This window comes from Desulfomonile tiedjei DSM 6799 (assembly GCF_000266945.1).
Taxonomy (GTDB): domain Bacteria; phylum Desulfobacterota; class Desulfomonilia; order Desulfomonilales; family Desulfomonilaceae; genus Desulfomonile; species Desulfomonile tiedjei.
Genome location: NC_018025.1, coordinates 817,126 through 841,719 on the forward strand (window position 1 = coordinate 817,126; position 24,594 = coordinate 841,719).

The following is a 24,594-nucleotide window of genomic DNA, read 5'->3' on the forward strand; positions in this document are numbered from 1 at the left end:
CGTCCCGACCAATAAGTTGTTTCTTAATTTTTCAGTTTGTACGTTTTTTGCCGGCGAACTCAGGACTCACTGATTGCGTTGATGTGCGTCCTCGAGGAACACCACGCAAGAGCGACATCACTCCCGAGCGCACTTTCAACTCGTTACTCCGAGAAGCATTTCCTGTTTTTCTCCGATGCGGCTTGTAACCATGAGCCTTCCAGATGCGAGCGACTGTAGCGTTGCTGACACCTTGGGCCTCTGCGAGTGTTCGGGTCGTCCAACGATTGCCGTTGGGAGGATCTGTGTACAGTGTCGCTTCCATGATGGCTCGGACCTTTTCGCGCGCGATCTTCTTTGGGCTCGGTCCCCGAGGAGCATCTTTGGTCAGCCCGTCGGGGCCGTGCTTTTCGAAACGTCTTTTCCAGAGCAAGACAGTCGGACGACACGTATTAAGCTCCTGCGCAATTGCCGTATTGGATAAACCGTCTGCAGCCAGGAGGCAGATGCGTGCTCGAAAGAAAACCCGTTGGGGTATGGTCTTGGCGCGTACCCACGTTTCCAGAAGCTTGCGTTGATTTCTGCTCATGCTCAGTGGTATTGATTTCCTCGCCATAATGTGTTCAGCGGACCTCCTCTCTATCGGTTAACAGGTGAATGTGTGTGGGTAATGAAAGGAGAGTTAATAGAAGATGGAGGTTCTCCCCAGGCACTGCGATATTGAAACAACTATATCGGAATTCGCTCGCTCGTGCCAGGGGAAAAATCTAGCATGAATACTCAACCTATCAAAGGTTCCTTATACATGCTCGTAAGTCTCGGCTCCTATCGCAGCAGCATATTCGGCCCGCTTTGCTTTGAACATGCTGCCCAGTATGATAACCGCGCCCACGGCAAGCGCCAGACACATGGTGATGAAGCTCACTGTATCGAGTAGCGAGAGCATGGATGCATCGGTTGACATGAAGCCTAATTGTGTCAAGTAGCGTGGCATTGCCAACGCTCTACTCAGAGCGACTATGAGCATAATAGTGCCCATGACCACTTTGATCATGTGTTCCTTAACGAGGGTCGTTCCGATAGCTCCCAATTGTACTCCAAGCAAGGAGCCTGCGAGAATGATCAAAGTGAGTCTGATGTCCACCATTCCATGAATAGCCCACTTTACCGATCCACCTAAACCCATGATGAAAGCGATGACAAGTTCGGTTGCCGAAGAAATTAGACCGGTTGCTCCCACTACATATATCATACCGGGCACACCCACAAAACCTCCCACAGCGATTGTAGCAGCTAACAAACCTGTAAGGAGTCCGACGGGAATTGTGAACCACAGCGAAATGGTCAAATCTGCGGTTTTGAAATGAATCATCGGTGGAAGATTGATCTTCTGAAGTTTCCGGGCTAAAGCGGAGATCTGATCTTCAGCTCCGGATTTACTTATCTTCCATGCGTCATAGAAAACGTAACCACCAACAACCACCAGGACCAGCACGAACGATAGGCTGACGTAAAGGTTGGAACCGGCTTCTCCCCACCTGCTCAGGATGTATTCTTGAATTTTTATGCCTATCTGCACACCTACTGAGGCTGAAGCAGCCATAACAAGTCCAAGTTTGAGATCGACCTGCCCGTACTTGTAGCGTTTGTATGCGCCTACCAAAGCTTTGGGGAATTTATGACACATGTTGCTGGCCACAGCGACAGCAGCGGGAACCCCCAGGCTCATCATCCCGGGAGTCAGTACGAAAGCTCCACCCGATCCAATGAATCCGCTTACGAGGCCTCCAATAAACCCTACTATAAAGAGGAAACTGACGTTCATCCACGTCAAATCTATGAATTTGACGGCCTCTACAGCCTGGTCATGCATATCTCACTCCTTTCAGATGAGAGAAAGAGGAACGTGTTTATACAGACATACGGAGCCGAGGTCGCTCTCTCTTGGTAGCTCTCGGAGCCGACACAGCGGGACGTTTCACTGCCTGCTTGGTTACCGCTTCAATGCCGAGTGCCGACCAGAGATTACTGGCAAAAGCTCCATGCGCAAACGAGAACACAAATACCGTCGCTATGGGGAATACTGCGTAGTATCCCCCTCGTGCAAAGAGTTCCACGACTGTGTTTGCATGGGAGAACACAGCAGCATAGAGGATCGCAGTGACTGCGCCGAGCAGCATTGTTTGGATAACAAGTTTTTTCTGTGATTTGTCAGTTTTAGCCGACATGATTTACACTCCTCACATGAAGATTAGTCAAATAAAAAGGATCGCGAGCCGTCAGACGCGGTAAGAATGCTCACGCACTCTTATTCCTGGCTGTTTCCGTTTCTGATCCTGCAGTTGCGGTTTCCTCTGGGTCTCATTGAGAATTCCTCGAGCTTCTTGCCATTCGCCTTCTTCGGCAAATGCCACTGCCGCAGCCATCACTTCAAATCTCTTAAGCCAGTTCCGCATCTTCGTGCTCCTTTCCATCGCGAGAGATGTCACGAATCAATAGATCAATTTGCGTGCCATTCGGGTGCAATGCTGTAATTAGCTAAGAATACATGGTAATATGAATTGGATCTTTCAATGGAGAGTTCAGAGTGTTGTTGCAGTCTGCAACAACACTCATGTCGGAGGAGACTACTTATGAGATTTCAGTTAAATAGAAATTATTGCACCCGGCGTTTCACATGTTGCAACAAGCAACACTGATTTTTCTTCTCCGTTTCAAGCGCGTATACCATGCCTTCGCATTTGAGAAAGCAAAATCCGGGACAAAACTATTCAATCTTACTCTTCGAATTGGAAAATGCTAAGATGGCTTCTCGAATAGCTTGTCCCTTATAATTCTTCTCGTTGCAAGGATTCTCAAAATGGCCTTTTTTCGCAAATCCCAAGAAGACGAAAAGCCTTCGGTCCCGCAGGAGATACTCGATCTGCGCGCAGGAATCGACAAAGCACGGTTGCCCGATCACGTTCGCCCTGCAGCTCAAAAAGAATTGGAGAGACTGGAAAGAACGGATCCTTCGCTTCCGGAATACATTATCGGGTTAACCTACCTGGATTATCTGCTGTCTCTTCCCTGGAATCGTTATACGGATGACAATCTCGATCTTCAACGAGCCGAACAAATTCTGGAGCGTCAACATTACGGGCTGCACCATGCCAAGCAACGAGTGCTCGAATTTCTTGCGGTTCGGACTCTCAGGAGTCATAGGAAATTTCGCATCCTTATTGTTGATGACGAGGAAATGGCTCGTTCAAACATGGAGCACGTAATCAGCAAAGAAGGTTACGAGGTTCAGACTGCTGCCAACGGCCTGGAGGCGCTTCATCGTCTGCAAAGTGAGACGTTCGACCTCGTCATCACGGATCTCAAGATGGAGAAGCTTGATGGAATGGAGCTGCTTCAATCGGCAAAGCAGTCTTCTACGCCTCCGGAAATTATTCTCGTTACAGGGTATGCCACTGTGGATTCCGCTGTTGACGCCTTCAGCAAAGGTGCTGCACATTATCTGATAAAACCCTACAAACTTGACGATCTCAGGTCGATTGTGAACCGAACCCTCGATAAGAAGAGACATGCTCAATTCACTCGAGGTCCGATTCTTTGCTTTGCCGGTGCTCCGGGAACGGGAAAGACGTCAATTGGACAGGCTATTGCCGAATCGATGCAGCGAAAATTCGCACGGATCTCTCTTGCCGGCTTGCGGGACGAAGCTGAACTGAGGGGACACAGACGGACGTACGTCGGAGCAATGCCCGGGAGAATCATCAGTGAAATCAAGAATCTCAATCTGAAAAATCCGGTGCTGATGCTGGACGAAATCGATAAGATAGGGCAGGATTTCAAGGGCGATCCGGCTTCCGTCTTATTGGAAATTTTGGACCCGGAACAGAACCACGGGTTCAGAGATCACTATCTTGATGTTCCTTTTGACCTCTCCGCGGTCATGTTCATTGCAACTGCAAATGTTGTGGATAATCTGCCTTCCGCGCTTTTGGACCGACTCGAAGTCATCCAATTTCCGGGTTATACCGAAGCTGAGAAGATGGAGATTTCGGAGCGCTTTCTTATCCCTCGGCAGCTTTCCGACTGTGGACTGAGCGACCGAGATATCACATTCGAGGATGATGCTATAACTACTATCATCAGGGATTACACTCGAGAAGCCGGGCTGCGAAATCTTGAACGCGAAATCGCCAATGTGTGCCGCAGGCTCGCGTTTCTTCATCTTCTGCAAGGAGATCGGAACACTCCTGCAATTGTGAATTCTGGTATGGTGGCAGAATTTCTCGGTCCGAGAAAATATCGCCATGAAATTGCTGAAGCGAAGGATCGCATTGGCATTGCAACGGGGCTGGTTTGGACCGAATTCGGAGGAGAGATAATTTTTGTTGAAGCTGTGCGAATGAGAGGAAGTCAGCAGCTTATCCTAACCGGCTCTTTGGGAGATATACTTCGAGAATCGGCTCAGACTGCCTTGAGCTATATCAGGAGCAATGCGGAAGCACTTGGCATCGATCCGGACTTCTTCCACAATTCGGATATTCATGTCCATATTCCTGCCGGAGCCATACCGAAGGATGGACCTTCAGCCGGTATTACCATCTGCATGGCGCTTATATCGCTCCTGACCTCTCGTCCGGCGAAACGTGATATAGCCATGAGCGGCGAGATAACCCTGAGCGGTCGAATCCTTCCGGTAAGCGGTATCCGTGAAAAGCTGCTTGCCGCACAGCGAGCAGGAATCAAAACAGTGATTTTTCCCGCAAGGAATCAGGCCGATGTTGAGTCGTGTTCCAGTGAAATTACGAAGAACATCAAAGTCGTTCTGGCTGAAGAGATGATCGAAATTGTAGATCTGGTGCTTCCGGTGATATAGCTTTTTCTTGCAGCACCATGGATTTCGGCGGTGCCAGAAATTCTTTACGCTGTTTGATAAAGCTTCTTACGGATAGCTGCTCCCTGATTCTACTTTGGCGATATTATAGTAATTGCCAAAATCAATGTCCGATTGAGGATTAGGAGTATTGGTGGGTGCCGGCCTCCGTGCCGGCACATCTTCAATATGATAAATGATATCGCTAGAATGGACCGGCAGAGACGCCGGCCCCTACCAAATATCCTGTAATTCACACGCGGGCTAAACGACAGAATTCTTGGCACCGACCATACATTTATCTTGTTGCGACTATTTCCCGCATAGCACGTAAAACCGCATCCACATCAGGGAGCGTATTGAACGGCCCCAGACTGAAGCGCACTCCACCGGCCGGAGATGTCCCCAGGTCAAGATGTGTTAATGGAGCGCAATGGAGACCGCTTCGTGTAGCGATGTGAAAGTCGCCATCGAGAATGTCTCCCAGATCTCGAGCATCCATTCCGGCGATATTGCACATAAGCACCGCGACATGATTATTCAGATCGTTTGCGCGGTACAGGTGCACTTGATCCATCTCGGCAAATCCATCACGAAGTCGCCTGCAAAGCATCATCTCTTCCCGGTAAATGTTCTCTATGCCTCGTCTGGTTATATAACGAATCCCGGCAGAAAGCCCGATGATCCCAAGCAGGTTGATCGTTCCGGCTTCCAAGCGGAAAGGGTAATCGTCCGTCTGAAGCAGACTGCTTGAATCGACACCTGTGCCCCCGAATCGTGTCGGTTGTATTTCCAGGTCCTTTCGCAGCACAAGGCCGCCAATGCCTGTCGGTCCCATAAGTGCCTTGTGACCTGTGAAGGCCACTGCAGCGACCTCAAGTTCCTTCATGTTTACGGGAACCACGCCCGCGCTCTGGGTGACGTCCAGAATGAACGGTATTCCACGTTCATTGCACAGAGCGGCAATTTCCGCTATGGGTTGAACCGTTCCGATTACATTGGAAGCATGCGTCAGGACGACCAGTTGTGTCTCGGGTCGCATCAAATTACGAAAATCCTGAGGGTCCGTAAATCCTTGCTCGTCGAACGGGACGAGGTCGTAAGTAACGATTCCTTCTTGACGCAGATAATACAGAGGACGGAGCACGGAATTGTGCTCAAGCCGAGAACTGATGACGTGTCCGCCGGGTTTCGCCAGACCGAGAATAGCAGTATTAAGTGCGTCGGTCGCATTGTTGGCGAAGATAACGCGATCCGGAGAGTCGCCTCCAAAGAACTGACAAATCTGATTTCTGGTGCGAGATACGATTTCGTCTGCCTGTGACGCCAAATCGTACGTGCCCCTGCCCGGCGAAACGCCCAACTTTGCGTACACTTCGTGCATTTCCGCGAGCACTTCCGGGGGCTTGGGAAATGTCGTGGCAGCATTATCAAGGTAAATGATTCGATCCTCGTCCGTCATCGATTCATACCAATGCCCTTTCAAACCAGTAATGTCTGTGAAGGTTCAGGAAACACTTCTTACTGGAAGTTTCCTCCGGTATCGTCGCTTGATTCCGTATTAGCCGCAGCTCTTGGGATTCGGTAGTCCTGCCAAGCGTCGAGCACCTCGCCTGATTCCTTTCGGGAAACTTGCTTCAATCTGCGATATAGTCATGCCAGTAGCTTTTTTCAACTCTGAATTCAACGGCGCTCTACCATTGGCGAGGTAGTACTCTCGCAAGATGTTTATGATACGCCAATGAACTTCCTGCAACTGAGGCAGCCCATCCTCGAGAGCAAAGCTTTCTGCTACAGCTTCACTCCAGGATTCAGGATGGATAAGGAAACCCTCCTCATCAAGAAGGACTTCCTCTCCATTTATGCGAATTAACGTCTGGCTCACCCGAGTGCCTCATACCAACTCGCTTTCAAGAAGCAATACTCGAGGAACCTTTTTTACAAAAAAGGTTCCTCGAGTATTACTTCTTTGAAAGCGAGTTGGTATAACATGTATCTACTACGGTTTCAAAGCGTCCAAGACTCGCTGGGGAGTCGCCGGAAGGTTGCAGATGCGAGTTCCTCCCGTGGCATCCTGTATAGCGCTCATTATTGCCGCAGCAGTGGGCAGCAAGACGAACTCTCCTACTCCCACAGCGCCGAGTGTTCCTTTCTTTCTTGGTGTCTCGAGCAGTATGATTTCACTCTCGAAAGCGGTTTTCATAGTGGGAAACTTGAGGGAAATCCAATCAGTGGTTGTGCCGTGAATGTACTCTTCACGGAGGGCCATTCCCGCGCCCATGTCCAACCCACCTTCAATTTGCCCTTCTACGATTGTGGGATTGATGACGGTTCCGGGATCTACTGCTGCGGTTATCTTCACCACACGAACTTTTCCTGTTTCAGTGTCGACTTCCACTTCGGCTAATTGAACTCCGTGGACTCGAGACTCAAAAGGAGCCCCAAGACCGGTCTTGGGGTCCAAAAGAGTCGCATCTTGGATTCTTACTCCAAGATAACGTGTTGGCTTCCCAGCTGCCACAAGATCGTCGTATCCTGTTGCTCCGACTTCCGTCATAGCTTGTTTCAGATCTTCAATCGCCTTCACCATGGCTCCGCCGCTCATGTACGTGACCCTGCTTCCCGAGGCTGTGCTGGCATCAGGAGTCTGGTCGGTGTTCCGCGTGACCAGATGGACCTTTGAAGGCGGGATATTCATGAGATGAGCGGCAATCTGAGTAAGCATCGCATCATTACCTTCTCCGGGGTCGGATATAGAGCCGTACACAGTAAGTCCACCGTCCGGCATCAGTTCCACTGCTACGTTGGACCTGTCGGCTCCTCCTCTTCCAATACCAAAGCTTCCGCCCGCGATGCCTACTCCGCGACGATACCGGCTGTTCTTGCTAGCGGCTGCCTCGTCTCGAGCGCGATGGTAATGCGGTCGCAATGCCTCAAGACATCCCGGATAGGGCCATTCCTCGATCACCTGCCCAGTAGAGATAGATTCCCCCGGTTGAAGTGAATTGAGGAGGCGGAACTCCAAAGAGTCCATACCCAGACGCTGTGCCATCAGTTCCATCGCAGATTCCAGAGCATAGTTCACCTGAGGTGGCCCTGCTCCTCGAGCAGCTCCTCCCCATGCGCCGTTCGTGTACACCAGTTGTCCGTGAGCCTCCACGGCAGGAATGTTGTAGGAGCCACTCAGCATGAATAAGCACCTGTTCACGATGGCTTTGCCAACTGACATATAAGCCCCATTGTCCAGAGTGAAATCAATCTTGTAGCCCGTCAGTCTCCCGTCCCGATTAGCTCCCAACCTCACCTTCATCTTGAACGGGTGACGTTTGGTAGTAATCCACATGGATTCCGTAAGGGTGCACACATAGCGAACCGGTCGTTTAAAATGGAGCGCAGCCGCGGCTGCAAGCGCTTCGGCGGTAATATCCAGCTTGATGCCGAATTGGCCACCGATGAAGGACTGTTCGTAGCGCATATTTTCCCAGCCCACCGCTCCCTGAAGTACCATCAGGTGATGATGTATATTGATGCTTCTTCCGACGACTACAAGTTTGGGCTCTTCCTCTTCTTCCGTCGTTTCAAAGTAGGCCAGGGATGCTTCCGGCTCCAACGGAGCCTGATGAATAAGCTGGGTCGAGAACTCGGCTTCCACAATCTCATCCGATTGGCTAAGTGCAGATGCCGCATCCCCCTTTATCTGCGGGTGCACGTAACAGAGATTCGGCGAATTTTCGTGTACTCTCACGGCATCGTCTGCAAGCGCCTGGTCGGTTGTTTCAATCACGGGCAAAGGCTCATACTCCACGAGAACCGCTGCCGCGGCAGCGCGAGCCTGATCTCTGGTTTCTGCGGCAACAAGGGCTATAGCGTCGCCCATGACATGAACTTTTTTGTCACACAACAGAGGCTGATCATCCTGCAATCGATTTGACCCCTTGATGTCGCTTGCTACCATAATTCCCACTACTCCCGGCATCTGAGCAGCCGCAGAATAGTCTATTTTCTTGATGATCGCGTGAGCCTGCGGGCTTCGCGCCACGGCCAATTCCAGGACTCCGTCCTTCTGTATGTCTGCGGCGAATTTTGCGGTTCCGCATGCCAGTGCGAGAGCATTCGGCCTTGGGTGTGAGACACCGATCATACCCGCGCTCAAATCCGGACGATGTTGTTCGATAGTAGTTTGTCCGTTCAAAACATCGGCAGCCAGGTTCACAGCTTTGATAATCTTCTTGTATCCGGTACAGCGACAAAGGTTGCGCCTGAGCGCTTCCTTTATGGCATCGTCGTCAGGATGAGGATTCTTGTCGAGCAGAACCTTGGTAGCCAGAACCATACCCGGAGTGCAAAATCCGCACTGAACTGCGCCGGAAAGCACAAAAGCCTCCTGAATAGGGTGAGGCTTGTCAGGAGTGCCCAGACCTTCTATGGTGACAATCTCCGCTTGTTCCAGATCCGCTATCTTGGTCAGACACGAGCGAACCGCTTTGTTGTTTACCAACACGGTGCAGGCCCCGCATTGCCCTTTCCGATCGCAGGACTGTTTCACGCCTGTGAGCCCCAGATCCTCTCGGAGCACATCGAGCAGTACACGCCGATCGTCGTCACCCACGTGCAGAGTAACCGGACTACCGTTCACTTTAAAATCGATTTTCTTCATGCAGGTCGTTGCCTCCTTGCCTCTCATTGACCTAACGTCACCAGGACCTCACCTTGGCCGCACGGTTGTTCCATCCCGGTTCAACCATCACCAGTTCACCGCGATTATCACATTGAGGCGAATCTTTCGCTCGGAATTCCGTCGAAACTCTAATTCTTGCTGAGCACAATCCGAGGAAAAATCTGCTGTGGTCCCCCCGCGCCTCTGATACCAATGTGCTTTCATAGAGGGAATATTGAGAAACCTATTATTTGCCGGTCCCGGCAAATCTCCTTCGCTACGAACGCCACGCCTTGGCGTGGCTGACTTCGCTTCGGAGGCATGCCGATCCCGGGTTTGCTCCCGTCGGTGGCGGGATTACTTTTCTGAACGCACATTGGTATGAGTTCCACGCTCGCTCGGCTCCTGGAATTGCAGGAATCTCTCACAGGAACCAGATGTAGAGACTGCATCTTCCAGTGGCTAGTTTGCTGTAATGTACGCTGTACGAGCCGTTTGTGTCAAGAGAGACATTAGGTCGCCATATCCGGGAGGGATTTAACAATTCCGGAACCGGTAAATAAGACTTCCATGCATGCGTTAAGATCCATCATGGGCTTGCAGTAGCCCTTTTTTCTTTGAACCGGATAGGCAGCGTGTAGCTTATACTTTCGCCATCCAGAAATCCAGGCAATGAAGGGAATTTATCTGAAGCCTTGTACATGATTTCCACAGCCGCATTATCGAGGATTTGACAGCCGGATGTTCCCACCACTTCCACTCTGGCCAATTTCCGATCCCTGTCTATTGTGAATGCTACCATTACCTGCCCATGACGTCTTTCTTTGAGGGCCTCCTGCGGAAAAAACGTCGCCTGCCGTATGGCGGCAAGCAGCAGGGATTCGAAATCCCGCATTGCGTTTCCCAAGGCAGCGCGCCGCATATGGAGCGTGCTGGCTACCTGGGGAAGGCTTGCAGACGACTCCTCTTTCTCAGGTTCCTTCTTCTTTTCGGGCTCTGCAACACGAGGTTCACTATCAGGCAGCTTTTCTGCGATTGTCTCATTGAAATCCGCGGGAGTTTCCTTGATAGTCTGTGCCAGTATTTCAGGACTCTCTTCAGGTTGAGACTTCTCCTCGGCTTTTTCCGACTCCACTGCAGCGGGTGAATCGAACGGTGCAGGCGTGGGGGCGACAGCAGTCATATCCCGATCCGAGATTACGGAGACAAAGACTCGGTCCGGATCGCCGAAGGGATCGCCCGCTATTCCGGACATTGCAGGAAGCAGCATGCCAACGGCAGCGAATCCGCAAAGGTGAACGGCCATTGAAGCGCTGATAAAGGGTATGAATTTCTTTGAAATCATCTCGTTTCCGCCGAATCCGGGCTGTTAGGTTGATCTTTTTTTCTCTGGGTCAGAATTGCAATTCGATGCAATCCCGCTTGCTTGACCATTCCCAGGATGTCCACCATTTGCCCGTATGCTGTGCTGCGATCGCCTTTGATGAGAACAGTGGTGTCACGATCTTCACGCGCCCGGGTCAATAATTGTGATAACAGCGATTGGCTGTCTACAGGGTCTTTGTTCATATAGATCGTGCCGGACTGATCCACGGAAACAGTTATCTCTTTCTTCTCCTTGTGAATCTTCTGAGAAGATGCTTCAGGAAGATCGAGCCGAATACCTGGTGAAACGTTGAATGTCGTCGACAAAAGAAAAAATATGATCAACAGAAATACAAGATCGACTAATGGAGTAATATCCAGCGAACTATTCTTTGATTTTCTTTTGGTGCTGAGCCACATTTGACTCTTCCTCGTAATGGTATAACAAGTGTTTTTCTCGTCAGGTTCTCGAAGGAGTCAAAACCCTCAAAGAAGGAGAGTCCGGCTGCTGCTTGATAAGGGCTTCGGTTATGGCCACAGCCTTCTTTTCCAGCTCAAGGGAGATATGCTCGGACCGACTCTGAACATACCTATCCATGACCACTACTGGAATCGCCACGGCAAGACCCGCGAACGTAGTAATGAGCGCTTCGGAAATTCCCGCTGCGAGAAGTGGCGGGTCCACCACGGTGTGTTTGGATATCACGTCGAAGGCCTTGATCATGCCCGAAACAGTTCCAAACAGTCCCAGCAAAGGAGAAATGTATGCGACTGTACCCAGGATCGACTGATATCGTTCAAGCTCCACAGCTTCCTGCTCACCGATCTCGGATACCATGAATCGGATCATATCGCCTCCCTGATCGTGGTGCGAAAGGCCGGCCCGAGCAATTCGGGAAAGAGGAGAATTAGGGTGGGCATCGCACAGTGCTGCTGCGTCTTCGGGTCGCCCCTGTTTGATGTGTTCCCGAAAGTTTCGGACGAAACCATTGGGAATCAACTTGTTGTGGCGAAGACTCCAAAGACGCTCGAGAAATACGGTTACAGCGGCAACGGAACATAATAAAATGGGGTACATCGCTATTCCACCCCGGTGAAACAGGCCAACGAGATCCATGATATTCACTCCCTGAACGCTAAATTAGTGCGCGACCGCGAACAACATCGCAGGACATATAAACGGAAAAATCGCGCGGATCATAGCACAATATGCTCAACTGTGCCACCATGCATTTCTTCTGTCAAGGTGTATCTAGAATGCACGCGGCGCTCCCGCTCTAACGAAAGCTTCTGCTTGGTCGATACGAGCTAGCCCGAAACGTAGTGGCCGTTGAAAGCGAAGCGTCCGAAAAAAGAGACGACCATTTCTCTAAATGCATGACGCCGCTTTCGTCCAAACGAACAATGAGGATCTGGCGCATTCATCTGCGCAGACGGCCGAGCCCATTCCTTCACGGAATTGCTGAGAGATTTCGGTGAGAATGACGAGGAGAGAACCCCTGACCTCCGCGGCTACGGCGGTCAAGGGGCAGGCGGGAATAAGGTCTGTCTTCCCGTTACCTGCATTCTCTTCCATTGCGTTGTTCGCGTCAAGATCTTCTTGCTATTTATCTCATAGGTTCTCTGCCATCAGCAGATGGGGGTATGAGGTGCCGGTATGAGAGTCGCCTTACAATGACTGTCAAATTTCAGTGTCGCGTTATTTGGATTCTTCTTCCATCATTTCAGCAACTTTGCATTCAACTCTGGACAGGATTTTCGGCCTGAATAACAGTTGACATCTTGAAAGGACTGTTGGTATCGTATAACCGACTTGTCGGTTCCGAAATCCTACCGACATGCTTTGGGGAAAACGGTGCAAAACCGATGCTGCCCCGCAACTGTAACCGTTGACGAAATCTGCTTATACCGCTGGAAGAAATTCCGGGAACGTGCGGAGATTAGGTAAAGACGGAAGCCAGAATACCCAAGCATGGAGGTTCACCGAAAAATCCTGCGCGGGCGGGATGGTGAGAGATAAGGTCAGACCCTCTTTCGCCGCGCGCGGAAGAGGGTTTTTCGTTTTCTGACGATGAGTAACGGAAGGCTGTGACGAAAGGGCTACAGATGTGAACTGCAGGCTTTCTACACAGTCTGATGAGCCAACGTTTTAGCGATGATCGAATGGACAGAGCCTGGGCTGGCTTTCACCAGCCGAGGCTAGACGCTGTGAAAGATCTTGACAAGCTACTGTGCTCAGTAGTACGATTCAGCGTAGCGTGCTACTCCTGCGCCTGACTATAATCTGTTTGATACCGATTATGGTGACGGTTATCGCGGATACGAGTGCTCGACAGGTTCCCAGGGGGGAATGCTGAAGAGGAAACTCCTGACCTCCGCGGCTACGGCGGTCAGGGGCAGGTGGGAATAAGGTCTGTCTTCCCGTTTCCCGCCTTCTTCCTCCTTTTTGCAATTCCCGATGCGAAATTGTAGTCGTTAATCGACCACTGTCTCGGTAGCCGGATCTGCACCGGCGAGACTGCTGCCACTATTTCCGGGTCAGGTCTCGGCTCCCACTTTCTGCAATAGGAGGATGGATTCATGTACCGTCTTGCCGTTTTATTCGGCATCGTCATCTTATCATTTGCATCGATTGCGCCCGGATTCTGCCAGGGAATTCCTGGCCGCTATCCGCAACCTTTTCCTACTATCAATTCTTGTGTACCAAGTCGTCCGGCTCCCTCTGTATCCCGGACGATCCAGGTTGATGTACCCGTACCGTGTGCTCCCTTACCATGCGGCCCGACAATGGCCTGCCCACTCAATCCTTGCGGTCCGCCAGTGTGCGGAGCACCACCCTGCGCGCCTTCCCAGCCGGTACAGGTACGTGTGGATGTGGTCGTTCGTCCTGAAAACCCTCAGCTGTGCGTACCACAGAGATTCTGCTGCGAAAATCCTCCTATTTTCGAGCCATTCTTCTGCAAGGCTGCGGGGCTGATCCAATCCTTGATCGTTGCTCCGCTGAGTATCGGTGAGAGGTTCATGGGGCACCCGGTGCCTGCGCCTTTACCGCCGGCCACTCCGATACCTTGCTGCCATATGCCTGTGGCTAAATGCCCACAGCCACAGGCTGCGACTCAATGCATGCTGCCTTGCCCACCTCCGATCAGTTATGCATCACCGGGGCTACAGGCCAAGGTTAAACCTTCCTGTAAGCCAATGCCGGCCCAAGGGTATCCTTCCTGCAGTCCGTTTTCCAGATGATGGAGGAGCCTTGCTAGGCTTTTGAAACCCCAGGAGATTACTTTTCTCTATCTCAACAATATGTAAGATGTCTTCACGGCATATTACATGCTGCTACATAAGGGATAGGTACTATGAGTCGTTTTCATTCCAAATATAAGAAGCATCTGATTGTAGTCTTTCTGATCATGGGACTGACTAATCTTGGAGATTTGCTGGTATGGGCTCAACAAGCAGAGCCAGTTCCTCAGCTGGAGCCAGTAGATGTAGAAGCTCCTGAGCGACGCCCGCAAGCCAGGGGCACTACTGCCCCCAGAGCGGGTGCGGATTACGATGAACCGGTTCCTCCGAGGCCATCGTTTGATGATCGTGGGGGTGTGTCTCAGGTGTTTTCGGGAAACGCAATGCCTGAGTCCACGAGTTCTTTGGTGACCGGAAAATCGCAAGTATCTCAGAGCGCAACCTCGCTCCCTGCACAAGTTCAGGTGATCACACCCCAAGACATCCGAGGGCTCAACTACTGGGGTGACAGTTCCAACCTGTTTATGCAAGTGGCCGGAGTCAAAGCCGTAAACTGGGGTCAAGGCCTGATCGGCAATGGCTTTTCTATGAGGGGTTTTACCACATATGGTTTTACTGGCGTCTTCGTTGACGGGGTGCCTCAGAATTTCCCATCAGCTGCTGGAGGCTCAGGTGAGTACGATATCACATGGCTTGCCCCGGAGGCGATCGAGAGAGTAGAGATCATCAAGGGTCCTTTTTCCGCTCTGTATGGCGATTACGTATTGGCCGGCGTGATCAACATCATCACGAAAAAGAGCGAGCCTTCACCGAGCGTGACTTTTTCCGGAGGCAGCTTCGGCTCTTTTCGCGCCTTTGGGGTCTTCAGTCGAGAGACATGGGTTCCTACGCCGTATCTCCCGTATGATTACTACAATATCGAGGGTTACAGGGATAATTCTCAGATAAGCTGGGTTAGTCCCTTCAACAAGATTTCCTTCCCGATTCTGGGAGGAATTCTTTCTGTGCGATACAACTACTTCAGCGCGGATTGGGGTGCGCCCGGGTATTGGCCGATCGACTGGGTCAAGGGCGGACTTGTGAAAAGAACTAGCGCTTTTAATACGACAGACGGCGGCTATACGAGAAGACAGGAGTTCGTGCTGAATTATGCTCCGGCGTGTGGAGAACGAGGGCTGTACGGGACACTGTACGTGGATAGACGGAATACCATCAGGTACTACTCGTTTAACGGTGCGACTTTCGCCACACGCTATGCCCCCGGTCAATCAGCGCGCCAGGACGACCGCACATACCGGGGAGGCCGCCTATACTACAATTTTGTCTTCGGCGATATGGGTTCACTCATCGTAGGGGGAGAAACCAGGCAAGACAGGGGTGAGGCGCAGCAATACGTAACAGTTGACAGGCAAAGGAGAACGACCACCTATGATTACGACATGAGGTTGTCCAACTGGGCGATCTTCTTGCAAGGCCAGATCAAACCTGCTGAGTACCTGAAGATTGTCGGTGGCGTGAGATGGGATTATTTCACAGAGGGCTTCGAAAATCTCGGGCGGCCTCAGAACTCTGGAAAAGGCTTTCCGTTCATCCAGTCCCCGAAGATCGGGTTTGTCATGACACCAACCCCGAATTTTAATATTTTTGGAAATGTCGGCCAAGGTTTCCGATCACCTACGAACCTGGAGATGTCGACATATAGAGCTAACGCCAGGGCGAACTTCGATCTGGAACCAGCGCAGATCCAGACTTACGACTTGGGCTTTAATGTCTCCCTCTTCGGCAATCTCTATTTGGCCGCTGATTATTACCACACAAACATGCAGCGAGAAATCAGGACAGTGAACGGCCAGCCGATGGCCATCGGTGATACGGTGCGCAAAGGCTATGAATTCGAGGCCAGATTCTATCCGACCAACTCCCAGGATTTCAGCGTCTACGGCAATTATGCGTGGGTTGATGCGAAGGTGATTGATCCTGTGACCCCGGGGCAATTCCTCGTGCCCGAGGTGTCGGAACATGTGATCAAAGCAGGGGTATCGATGCAGCGGGACTTCAGTCGAGGTAGAAAAGTGCTCGCGGATCTGTACTACGAATACACCAGCGGCGCTCCGTATTACGGATCCACTACGATCCCCGTCTTTGGGCCGGACTACGATGTGTACAACTTCAAACTCACTTATACCGGAAATGGATGGTCTTCGTTCCTTTCCATTCGGTGCAAACCACGTGAATACTCTAACGATTTCACATGGGTAATGAATAACCTTCTGGTGTTTGATCCTCAACCAAAATGGGAGTTGGCCTCGGGGCTCACGTACAGCTTTTGGTAGAGGCAGCAATTCGTAAGCTACAGGAATTCAGATGCGTGAAATAAGCGGCATATGGGGCATCCGGTGCCTTCATGCATTCCGAAGCTGCAGTGCCAGCCGTCCAGCACCCGCGTGCCGCCCTGCTTTTACACTGCCTCCATGTATTAGCAAGTGCCGTCAACCTGTTGCCAACTGTGCGACAAATTCCCGGCATTCGATGTCAACGGTTCGATGGGACCATATTATGGCCCGGTCTCAAGGTGATGGAGAGGTCGGAAGCCACGGAGAATATTTCTTCGACACGAAGTCAGCGAATCCGCTTATTCACGGCAAGCCTCAGGCTGCCATCAAGGAATACATGCTATGAGAGTATCTTATTTCAACTACAAGGTTTGGCTGTATGCGTTCTTGCTCGCTTTGGGAATGGCTAATGTTGCCGATGTTGTCGCATTGGCTCAGGTAACGGAAGAGGTTCCTCAGCTCGAGCGAATCGATATAGAAGCTCCCCAGCGACGTCCAGCAGCCAGGACGGGACTACCCCCAGAGCAGGGTCTGGTTACGACGAGGGAACACCGTCGACTCCCCAATCATCCGACGATCAGACCTCATTGTCCATGTTTTCTGCAAGCGAGATTCCTGCATCCACCAGGTCACTGGTAACCGGAAAATCCGAGGTTTCTTTGCGGGCTGAATCAATGCCCGCTCAAGTTTCAGTTCTAACCAGTCAAGATATTCAGCGCCTCAATGTCCGCAACTATTCAGACTTATTCTCGACCATTCCCGGAGTGAATGCGTACACCATCGGCCAGGGACAGGCCACACACTCATTTTCGTTCAGAGGTTTTTCCGGTGCGGGCGGAGCTGACGTAGCCATTTTTATCGACGGCGTTCCACAGAACACCCCTTCGACATATCAGGGCTCGACGGGATTGTCGGAGATTTCCTGGCTACCCCCGGAGGCCATTGAAAGGATAGAGGTTATTAAGGGACCTTTTTCGGCTCTGTATGGAGATTTTGCCATGGCAGGAGTCATCAACATTATTACGAAGAAGAGTCAACCTTCGCCCAGCCTCGACTCTTATGGGGGCAGCTTCGGAGCTTTTCGAGCTCTTGGAGTGCTTAGCCGAGATACATGGGTGCCTACTCCTTACCTTGTCGACGAGTACTACAGAATCGATGGGTACAGAGATAATTCTCAACTGGGAAGTTTCAGTTCATTCAACAAATTCTCTCTACCAATTGCCGGCGGAATTCTCTCTTTGCGATACAACTACTACAAGGCGAAGTGGGGAGCCCCAGGATATCTCGTCATCAATGATGTGAAACGAGGCCTCGTGAGCAGAAGGCGCGCCTACAACGTGACGGATGGGGGCGATCAGAGGCGGCAAGAAATAGTCCTGAATTATGCTCCCCTTTGCGGAGAACGAGGATTGTATGCCACTGCATACGTGGATATCTGGGACATACTTCGGTTAAACGATCTTCAGTCCACTGGTTATCAGGCAGCCAGGGAGGACAAAAGGACGTACTGGGGTGGCCGTATCTACTACAACATGGTCTTTGGGGATGTTGCATCGCTTACAGCAGGAGGGGAAACAAGACTGGACATAGCCTCACCCCAGGACCACAGAACCGATGGTAACAGACAATATACCAGTACGAACTACTATTACGATTTGAAGTTGTCCAACTGGGCATGGTTCCTCCAAGGGCAGATCAAACCTGCCGACAAACTGAAGATAGTCGGGGGAGTGAGAGGCGATTACTTCAAAATGGATGCACAGAATTTAACGCGACCTCAAAACTCCGGAACCGGATTCCCGCAGATCATATCTCCCAAAATCGGAGCAGTCCTCACGCCCACCAAGGATTTTAATATTTTCGGAAATGTCGGTTTCGGCTTTCGATCTCCATCGTACTTGGAGGTTTCTCCGTATTCAGCAACCAGTCAGAAGAATTTCGATCTGGAGCCAGCTAAGATAGACACGGGCGATGTGGGCTTCAATGTTGCCCTCTTCGGTAATCTCTACTTTGCAGCCGCTTACTATCACACGATCACACAGCGAGAAATCCGGCTCGTAAACAACGTTCCGACGAATATTGGAGATACGTTGCGTAAGGGATACGAGATCGAAGCCAAATTTTACCCATCCAGAGATGTAAGCGTCTTTGCAAGTTACGACTGGGTAGACGCAACTGTTATAAATCCTGCCCGGGCCGGTCAGGTTCTCGTAACCCGGGTTCCCGAGCACATTATCAAAGGAGGTATACAAATTCAGAGAGATTTCGGATTCAGCAGGCGATTAGTCGCTGACGCGTATTACCAATACACCAGCGGATTCCCAAACTATTCCGGAACGAGTGCTGTCCCGATATTTGGTCCGGATTACGATGTGTACAATTTCAAACTGACGTACGAGGGAAACGGGTGGTCGTCTTACGCCACCGCGAGGTATCAGCCGAGAGAATTCTCAGCGCCGATAACTTTCGTACTAAACAATCAAATGACCTTCGGTCCGGAACCAAAATGGGATTTAACTTCGGGGCTTTCGTACACGTTCTGATAGTTCCCCGCAAGCTTTCACTGCTTGATGGTTCATAACTCAGACCTCTACGCTGTCCATCAAGCCACTAGTGTCAGGGTAACAATCGGCATTGCTATTACCCGTAGATCAATCGTTTCTATTACAGGAGAAAATCATGTTCAAGAGAGTTCTTTTTACAGCCTTGTGTTTGTTGTCTGCAGCCACTCTCGCGGTCGCCCACGACGCTTGGATTGAGAAGCGCGATGGAGAACTGGTGGTGCTCTATGGGCACAGAGAGAGGCACGATCCTTACGATCCGCAAAAAATCAAAGATCCGAAAGCATATGATCCTAAAGGAGTCGCTGTGCCGGTGGATATCGTAAAACATAAGGAGAATGCGACCCTCGCTCTGAAAGGCAATGCGGCTATTGTCTCTGTATTCTTTGATAATGGTTACTGGGTAAAGACAACCGATACAACCAACGTGTGGAAGAATCTTCCCAAGCGCGAAGCCCAAAAGCAATTTACTGTATTGGATTCATCCAAAGTCCAGAAATACGCAAAAACAATCCTGGCATCCTGCGAGGCATCGACGAAACCCATTGGCCTGCCTTTTGAGATCGTGCCGGAAAAGGACCCGTTGACCGTAAAGCCAGGGGACATATTGCCGCTCAAAGTTTTGCTAGATGGAAAACCCCTCGAAGGGGTTGTCATAAAGACTGGTGATTCGAGTCACTCCGAATCCAAGCAAGAAATCAAAACTGATAAGGATGGGAAAGCGAGCGTGCCTATCTCAAAGCCCGGGCCGCAATCCATCAATGTGTTCCAAAAACTGTCCTTGAAAAACGATCCGGATGCAGATGGTCTTTCTAATTCGGCCAGTCTTACCTTTGAGATCAAGTGATGCAAAAGTCTTTTGAGGTCATGTTGCTTCCGCTCATGGTACTGACCGGCCGGAAGCCAGTTTCAAAGAACACTCTGGAATGCGTGGTAGCGATGGAAAGGACCGCGTGCTCTTGAATCTTCGGAACCATGACCTTTATGATTGTCGTTTCATTTTTCATATTTCCGGGTAACTGGCCAACTCTCCGGAAATATGTCTGAAAAGGCTTTAACCTCTTGATGCCAAAGAGCGAAGACCACGCACTTTCTTGCTCCCTCGTATGATCGGAGGTTGAGCCTTTTCAATTTCCAGTGAACTCTTCAGTATCAAAGGGCTCTTTGTAGCACCTCCCGGGGATGACACCAGATACAAATGTCCCAAAAAAGGACTTGACAACTTCGAAACAGTAATAGTACGCTTGTGAGAAACGTGCCACCACAATGGTCGCAACAAAAAACCTGTCCGATATCCCATGAAAAGCGTTGTACTCCAGAGTGGGTGTTCTGCAGGTTCCCAGGGGGAATGCTGAGAAGATTCCCTTGACTTCCGCGGCAACGGAAGCCAAGGGCAAGCGGGAATAAGGTCTACCATCCCCGTTTCCTGCCATTTTCCATCTTCCCACGATCCCCGTCAAGAGGCTTTTCTTGCGTACAGCCTGTCTGGGGCTGAGCGCTCAGCTACAGGTTGGGCCATTTTTCTTGTATCCGCTTGATGTTTCGATCTTCCGGATCGATTGATGAAGGAGTATGTCATGGTCCGTTGTGCTTTCTTTTTCTCTTTTATCCTTCTTATAGCAAGTGTTACTGTGGGGGCTTCTCAAGGAACACCAGGGGCATATCAATGTTCCGTTCCGGTACTCAATCACTGTGCTCCGTCAAGGCCTGCACCTCCCATAACTCGGACAGTGCAGGTCGATGTACCTGTCCCCTGTGTCCCTATTTGCGGCCCTGCCATGCCGCATCCCTCTCAGCCTTGCGCTCCGCCCGTGTGTGCACTGTCTTGTCCGACTCAACCCGTACAGGTGAGGGTTGACGTTATCGTCCGTCCGGCAGGACCTCAGCCGTGCCCACCACCGAAGTGTGAGAATCCTCCGGTCTTCGAGCCCTTCTTCTGCCAGGCGGCAGGGATGATTCGATCTTTACTCGTCCTTCCGCTTTGCGTGGGTGAACGCCTCATGGGCCATCCGGTGCCTGTGGCTATTCCGGCGCGACCGTGTCCGCCACCAATTCCGGCTTGTGGCTTAGCGACTTATCCAAACATGAGCAACTGCCCGCCGCATGTCCAACGTGCACCCGCCGCTCGACCGGTTGAGTGTGTGATTCCGGCGCGTCCGGTTTCCAAGGTGGCACCTTGCGGGCCTGCATTGATCAAGCCGTTTCCGTCTCATGGCAATTCCCTTCGATAACCGAAGAGGCCTAATGACAATCACGTGCGGAAGCATCGTAAGTCGGGTTGTTTTTTGTTTCTGTACGGCGTTGGCGTACGGCTGTTATGAGGGATATACATCATGAATGCGTTTTGTTCCTGTCGCAAGATCTATTTGTGTGTGCTCTTTTTGGCTGCAGGGGCGATCATTTTTGCCACTAATTCGGTTTCGATCGCCCAGGAAACTGAATCTTCACGCCCACTCGAACGAATCGATATAGAAGCTCCCGAGCGACGTCCCGCAACCAGGGCAACTACCCCGTCCCGGTCTGGTGCGAGTTATGATGAACCCGCTCCAGCGCCACCTTCTTCAACTGAGGATCGCGGAGGATTGTCCCAGGTGTTTTCCGGAAGCGGAATTCCGACGTCGACCCTTTCCCTGGTGACCGACAAGTCCCAGGTCTCTTTGGGTGCGGCATCACTTCCTGCTCAGGTTCAGACGATTACTCCGCAAGAGATTCAGCAGCTCAATGTCTGGAGGGAGCCTGCAGACCTGTTCATGAGAATCGCAGGAGTAAATTCCTATTACTATAATCAAGGGACACTCGGTCTCAGCATCGGCATGCGAGGATTCGCCAGTGCCAATGAAATCGCGTTTTTTGTGGACGGAGTACCTCAGAATTACCCTTGTCAGGCTGGTCAGGGCAGGGTTCTGATTCAGTGGCTCGCACCTGAGGCAATTGAAAAAATAGAGGTCATTAAGGGCCCGTTTTCAGCACTGTACGGCGATTTTGCGATGGCTGGGGTGATCAATATCACTACAAAGAAGAGCGATCCTTCTTCGAGCTTGAGTGCCGAAGGGGGGAGCTACGGTTATTTTCGCGCATTGGGAATCTTGAGTACTCCGCGGCTGTTCTTCACCCCTTTCCTCGTTCAGGAGTTCGATACTATCGACGGATACAGGGACAATTCGGAATTTAAGCAAGGAAGCACGTTCGACAAAGTTTCCTTTCCTGCATTGGGGGGAACTCTTTCCCTACGATACACCTATTATCAATCAACCTGGGGTGGCTCCTGTTATGTGCCTATCGATCTGATCAGAAACGGGCAATGGAATAGGAGGCGTCCCATCAACCCGACGGATGGCGGTGATGTAAGGCGATCCACCGCGGTGATGAACTATTCGCCCATGTGCGGCGAACGGGGGCTCTATGCAACGCTATATGCGGACAGATACCACGGCATGAGATACGACCAGCGTTGGCCCCTCACCAGTAACCAGATCGGCCGTATGGAAAACACACTCTACTGGGGCGGTCGTGTCTATTATAACCTTGTTTTCGGCGATATGGCCTCCCTCACGATAGGTGGAGAAACGAGACAGGATACGGGAGACCAGCAGCAATACAACACCTTTGAGAGGATGTTCAGGTCACTTACGTACAGTTACGATATCTCAATGGCCAATTGGGCTATGTTTCTGCAAGGGCAAATTAAACCCCACGAGAGAGTAAAGATTGTTGGGGGCGTGAGATGGGACTACTTCACGCAGCGATTCGATAATTTCACACGCCCTCAGAACTCCGGTAAAGGATTTCCTTTTATCAGATCTCCGAAAATCGGGTTTGTCATGACTCCTACAGATAATGTCAACATTTTCGGAAACGTAGGTTGCGGGTTCCGGTCGCCGTCGAACACCGAGGTTTCTCCGTACGGAGCAACCAGCAGATCCAACTTCAATCTAGACCCGGCGATGATTCAGACTTACGATCTCGGTTTCAATGTAGCCCTCTTCGGTAACCTTTACTTCGCTGCCGACTACTACCACACGTACACCCAGCGGGAAATCAAGACTGTAAACGATCAGCCGGTCAACATAGGCGACACCGTGCGCAAGGGTTATGAGCTGGAGGTTAAATATTACCCATCGTCTGAGATAGATTTTTTCGCCAGTTACGCATGGGTAGATGCAAAGGTGATTGACCCTACCTATCCGGGACAATACCTCGTAACCTATATCCCGGAACATCTTATCAAAGGCGGGGTGACGATGCAGAGGGATTTCGGCCTTCGCGGCAGAGTGCTGGCAGACCTGTACTACGAATATCATAGTGGAGCGCCGTTGTACAAGAATTCGACTGCAACGATTCCTCTCTATGCTCCTGACTACGATGTGTACAATTTTAAGCTCAGGTACTCAGGAAACGGTTGGTCCTCCTGGGTGTCTGCAAGATGCCAGCCAAGGGAGTTCTCTTCATCCTACTTCACCGTCAATGCCGGCCTTCTCACATGCGATCCTCCACCCAAATGGGAGGTTGCATCAGGTCTTACTTATTCGTTTTGGTAAATGATGGACATGTATGCGGTATGCGCTAGGACCGACATTCCCGGGGAATAGATTATCATGGCAGCGGGTGAATACGAACGAAAGAACAGAAGAAAAGAACTTCCGTTTCTCTCTTCCAAAGACTGTCAATCTGACAAAAGCTTCTTATACCAATGTGCTTTCATAGAGGGAATATTGAGAAACCTGTTATTTGTCGGTCCCGGCAAATCTCCTTCGCTACGAACGGCACCGCCTGACTTCGCTTCGGAGACATGCCGGAACCGGGTTTGCCAGATGTTACTTCTTTTGAACGCACATTGATTAATCATCGTTTCAGGAGGAAACATGTACAAGCAAATCGTTGTAGCAGTTGTATTTGTGTTGTTTTCGGCTTCTCTCCTATCTGCGCACGAAGGATGGATAGAAAACCGTGACGGCGAACTGGTCTTTCTTTACGGACATGGCCAGAAGCTCGATCCCTATAAACCCGAATACATAAAGGAAGCCAAAGCGATTGACGCCAGTGGCAAAGCAGTCGCTGTCGAAATTGTAAGAGGCAAGAATCACGCATCAATTACCCCAAACGGGAATCCGGCGATCGTAACCATGCTTTACGACAGTGGGTACTGGGTCAAGACGACGGATGGATACAAGAACATAGGAAAACGAGAAGCTGAGAAGAGCAAGCTCACTGTTGTCGAGGCACAAAAAAGTCGGAAAGATGCCAAATCCATCCTGACTCCTTGTGGAAAATTCTCCGAACCCGTAGGCATCTTCTTCGAAATCATTCCCGGAAAGGATCCTTTCATGGCTAAGATCGGTGATGCTTTTCCCATTAGGGTATTGATCGAAGGAAAACCTGTTGAAGGCCTTCCGATCTCTCTGGGAGTCACGGATCATTCCCAGACCAAAGATTTGCCGAAAACCGATAAGGACGGCTGGGCAAACATCACAATATCGGAACCCGGATTACAGTTGATAACCACGAAACACACGCTCCCGGTCAGTGGCGATCCCGATGCTGATATTCTTGTAGCGTGCACCAGTCTTACGTTTTTGGTGAAATGAT

The 24,594-nt window shown here is 50.8% G+C and carries 18 protein-coding genes and 1 riboswitch; of the genes, 7 read left to right on the plus strand and 11 right to left on the minus strand.

Translation table 11 applies throughout. From position 1 onward, the window contains the following. Window positions 1-31: 31 nt before the first annotated feature. From DESTI_RS03550 to DESTI_RS30570, 4 genes are all read right to left on the minus strand, one after another. Window positions 32-595 (minus strand): IS630 family transposase, encoded by a 564-nt coding sequence (locus tag DESTI_RS03550; RefSeq protein WP_014808595.1) that lies wholly within the window; start codon window positions 593-595, stop codon window positions 32-34. Window positions 596-778: 183 nt separating this feature from the next. Next, window positions 779-1,852, minus strand: coding sequence for a sulfite exporter TauE/SafE family protein (locus DESTI_RS03555; protein WP_014808596.1), 1,074 nt, complete (start codon window positions 1,850-1,852; stop codon window positions 779-781). Window positions 1,853-1,889: 37 nt separating this feature from the next. Further along, complete coding sequence (locus DESTI_RS03560; RefSeq protein ID WP_014808597.1) at window positions 1,890-2,207, minus strand: hypothetical protein; 318 nt, start codon at window positions 2,205-2,207, stop codon at window positions 1,890-1,892. Window positions 2,208-2,258: 51 nt separating this feature from the next. Next, window positions 2,259-2,435, minus strand: coding sequence for a hypothetical protein (locus DESTI_RS30570; RefSeq protein ID WP_014808598.1), 177 nt, complete (start codon window positions 2,433-2,435; stop codon window positions 2,259-2,261). A gap of 404 nt (window positions 2,436-2,839) precedes the next feature. Between DESTI_RS30570 and lon the strand changes: the two genes are divergently transcribed. Continuing rightward, window positions 2,840-4,852 (plus strand): endopeptidase La, encoded by a 2,013-nt coding sequence (lon, locus tag DESTI_RS03565; protein ID WP_014808599.1) that lies wholly within the window; start codon window positions 2,840-2,842, stop codon window positions 4,850-4,852. Window positions 4,853-5,147: 295 nt separating this feature from the next. Here lon and DESTI_RS03570 read toward each other — a convergent pair whose 3' ends face one another. From DESTI_RS03570 to DESTI_RS03600, 6 genes are all read right to left on the minus strand, one after another. Beyond that, window positions 5,148-6,311, minus strand: a complete 1,164-nt coding sequence (locus DESTI_RS03570; RefSeq protein WP_014808600.1) for an aminotransferase class V-fold PLP-dependent enzyme — start codon at window positions 6,309-6,311, stop codon at window positions 5,148-5,150. A 99-nt stretch (window positions 6,312-6,410) separates the two neighbouring features. Further along, the gene (locus tag DESTI_RS03575) at window positions 6,411-6,734 is read right to left on the minus strand and encodes a TusE/DsrC/DsvC family sulfur relay protein (protein ID WP_014808601.1); all 324 of its coding nucleotides are present in this window, start codon (window positions 6,732-6,734) and stop codon (window positions 6,411-6,413) included. Window positions 6,735-6,848: 114 nt separating this feature from the next. Beyond that, window positions 6,849-9,506 (minus strand): molybdopterin-dependent oxidoreductase, encoded by a 2,658-nt coding sequence (locus tag DESTI_RS03580; protein WP_014808602.1) that lies wholly within the window; start codon window positions 9,504-9,506, stop codon window positions 6,849-6,851. Between the two features lie 589 nt (window positions 9,507-10,095). Continuing rightward, a complete protein-coding gene (locus DESTI_RS03590; protein ID WP_014808603.1) occupies window positions 10,096-10,851 on the minus strand; it encodes an energy transducer TonB in 756 nt (251 codons plus the stop codon). Continuing rightward, the gene (locus tag DESTI_RS03595) at window positions 10,848-11,291 is read right to left on the minus strand and encodes an ExbD/TolR family protein (RefSeq protein WP_014808604.1); all 444 of its coding nucleotides are present in this window, start codon (window positions 11,289-11,291) and stop codon (window positions 10,848-10,850) included. The genes DESTI_RS03590 and DESTI_RS03595 overlap by 4 nt, the downstream gene beginning before the upstream one ends. Before the next feature lie 40 nt (window positions 11,292-11,331). Beyond that, on the minus strand, window positions 11,332-11,988 hold the full coding sequence (locus tag DESTI_RS03600) for a MotA/TolQ/ExbB proton channel family protein (protein WP_014808605.1): 657 nt from the start codon (window positions 11,986-11,988) through the stop codon (window positions 11,332-11,334). Window positions 11,989-12,669: 681 nt separating this feature from the next. Continuing rightward, window positions 12,670-12,859: riboswitch (cobalamin riboswitch) on the plus strand. 1,368 nt (window positions 12,860-14,227) lie between these two features. Between DESTI_RS03600 and DESTI_RS03610 the strand changes: the two genes are divergently transcribed. The 4 genes from DESTI_RS03610 (at window position 14,228) to DESTI_RS03620 (ending at window position 19,855) form a co-directional block, all read left to right on the plus strand. Then, window positions 14,228-16,447: a TonB-dependent receptor plug domain-containing protein gene (locus tag DESTI_RS03610; RefSeq protein WP_014808607.1), complete on the plus strand. Its 2,220-nt coding sequence runs from the start codon at window positions 14,228-14,230 to the stop codon at window positions 16,445-16,447. A 342-nt stretch (window positions 16,448-16,789) separates the two neighbouring features. After that, complete coding sequence (locus DESTI_RS30575) at window positions 16,790-17,086, plus strand: hypothetical protein (RefSeq protein WP_014808609.1); 297 nt, start codon at window positions 16,790-16,792, stop codon at window positions 17,084-17,086. 35 nt (window positions 17,087-17,121) lie between these two features. Beyond that, window positions 17,122-18,990 (plus strand): TonB-dependent receptor, encoded by a 1,869-nt coding sequence (locus DESTI_RS03615; protein ID WP_157212089.1) that lies wholly within the window; start codon window positions 17,122-17,124, stop codon window positions 18,988-18,990. Between the two features lie 136 nt (window positions 18,991-19,126). Further along, complete coding sequence (locus tag DESTI_RS03620; RefSeq protein WP_014808611.1) at window positions 19,127-19,855, plus strand: DUF4198 domain-containing protein; 729 nt, start codon at window positions 19,127-19,129, stop codon at window positions 19,853-19,855. 280 nt (window positions 19,856-20,135) lie between these two features. Here DESTI_RS03620 and DESTI_RS03625 read toward each other — a convergent pair whose 3' ends face one another. Beyond that, a complete protein-coding gene (locus DESTI_RS03625; protein ID WP_014808612.1) occupies window positions 20,136-20,441 on the minus strand; it encodes a hypothetical protein in 306 nt (101 codons plus the stop codon). Between the two features lie 900 nt (window positions 20,442-21,341). On the opposite strand from DESTI_RS03625, the gene DESTI_RS03630 reads away from it, so the two are divergent. Beyond that, window positions 21,342-23,546 carry a TonB-dependent receptor gene (locus DESTI_RS03630; RefSeq protein WP_014808614.1) on the plus strand — a complete coding sequence of 735 codons (2,205 nt, stop codon included), beginning with the start codon at window positions 21,342-21,344 and terminating at the stop codon, window positions 23,544-23,546. Window positions 23,547-23,870: 324 nt separating this feature from the next. Beyond that, a complete protein-coding gene (locus DESTI_RS03640; RefSeq protein ID WP_014808615.1) occupies window positions 23,871-24,593 on the plus strand; it encodes a DUF4198 domain-containing protein in 723 nt (240 codons plus the stop codon). Window position 24,594 lies beyond the last annotated feature (1 nt).

Bases quoted from the DNA above. Each gene is read 5' to 3' on its own strand.
- DESTI_RS30575 (WP_014808609.1), top strand. From the start codon at position 16,790: ATGAGAGTATCTTATTTCAACTACAAGGTTTGGCTGTATGCGTTCTTG.
- DESTI_RS03600 (WP_014808605.1), bottom strand. From the start codon at position 11,988: ATGGATCTCGTTGGCCTGTTTCACCGGGGTGGAATAGCGATGTACCCC.
- lon (WP_014808599.1), top strand. From the start codon at position 2,840: ATGGCCTTTTTTCGCAAATCCCAAGAAGACGAAAAGCCTTCGGTCCCG.
- DESTI_RS03630 (WP_014808614.1), top strand. From the start codon at position 21,342: ATGAATGCGTTTTGTTCCTGTCGCAAGATCTATTTGTGTGTGCTCTTT.
- DESTI_RS03570 (WP_014808600.1), bottom strand. From the start codon at position 6,311: ATGACGGACGAGGATCGAATCATTTACCTTGATAATGCTGCCACGACA.
- DESTI_RS03590 (WP_014808603.1), bottom strand. From the start codon at position 10,851: ATGATTTCAAAGAAATTCATACCCTTTATCAGCGCTTCAATGGCCGTT.
- DESTI_RS03550 (WP_014808595.1), bottom strand. From the start codon at position 595: ATGGCGAGGAAATCAATACCACTGAGCATGAGCAGAAATCAACGCAAG.
- DESTI_RS03640 (WP_014808615.1), top strand. From the start codon at position 23,871: ATGTACAAGCAAATCGTTGTAGCAGTTGTATTTGTGTTGTTTTCGGCT.
- DESTI_RS03615 (WP_157212089.1), top strand. From the start codon at position 17,122: ATGCCCGCTCAAGTTTCAGTTCTAACCAGTCAAGATATTCAGCGCCTC.
- DESTI_RS03560 (WP_014808597.1), bottom strand. From the start codon at position 2,207: ATGTCGGCTAAAACTGACAAATCACAGAAAAAACTTGTTATCCAAACA.
- DESTI_RS03610 (WP_014808607.1), top strand. From the start codon at position 14,228: ATGAGTCGTTTTCATTCCAAATATAAGAAGCATCTGATTGTAGTCTTT.
- DESTI_RS03625 (WP_014808612.1), bottom strand. From the start codon at position 20,441: ATGGCAGGAAACGGGGATGGTAGACCTTATTCCCGCTTGCCCTTGGCT.
- DESTI_RS30570 (WP_014808598.1), bottom strand. From the start codon at position 2,435: ATGCGGAACTGGCTTAAGAGATTTGAAGTGATGGCTGCGGCAGTGGCA.
- DESTI_RS03595 (WP_014808604.1), bottom strand. From the start codon at position 11,291: ATGTGGCTCAGCACCAAAAGAAAATCAAAGAATAGTTCGCTGGATATT.
- DESTI_RS03620 (WP_014808611.1), top strand. From the start codon at position 19,127: ATGTTCAAGAGAGTTCTTTTTACAGCCTTGTGTTTGTTGTCTGCAGCC.
- DESTI_RS03580 (WP_014808602.1), bottom strand. From the start codon at position 9,506: ATGAAGAAAATCGATTTTAAAGTGAACGGTAGTCCGGTTACTCTGCAC.
- DESTI_RS03555 (WP_014808596.1), bottom strand. From the start codon at position 1,852: ATGCATGACCAGGCTGTAGAGGCCGTCAAATTCATAGATTTGACGTGG.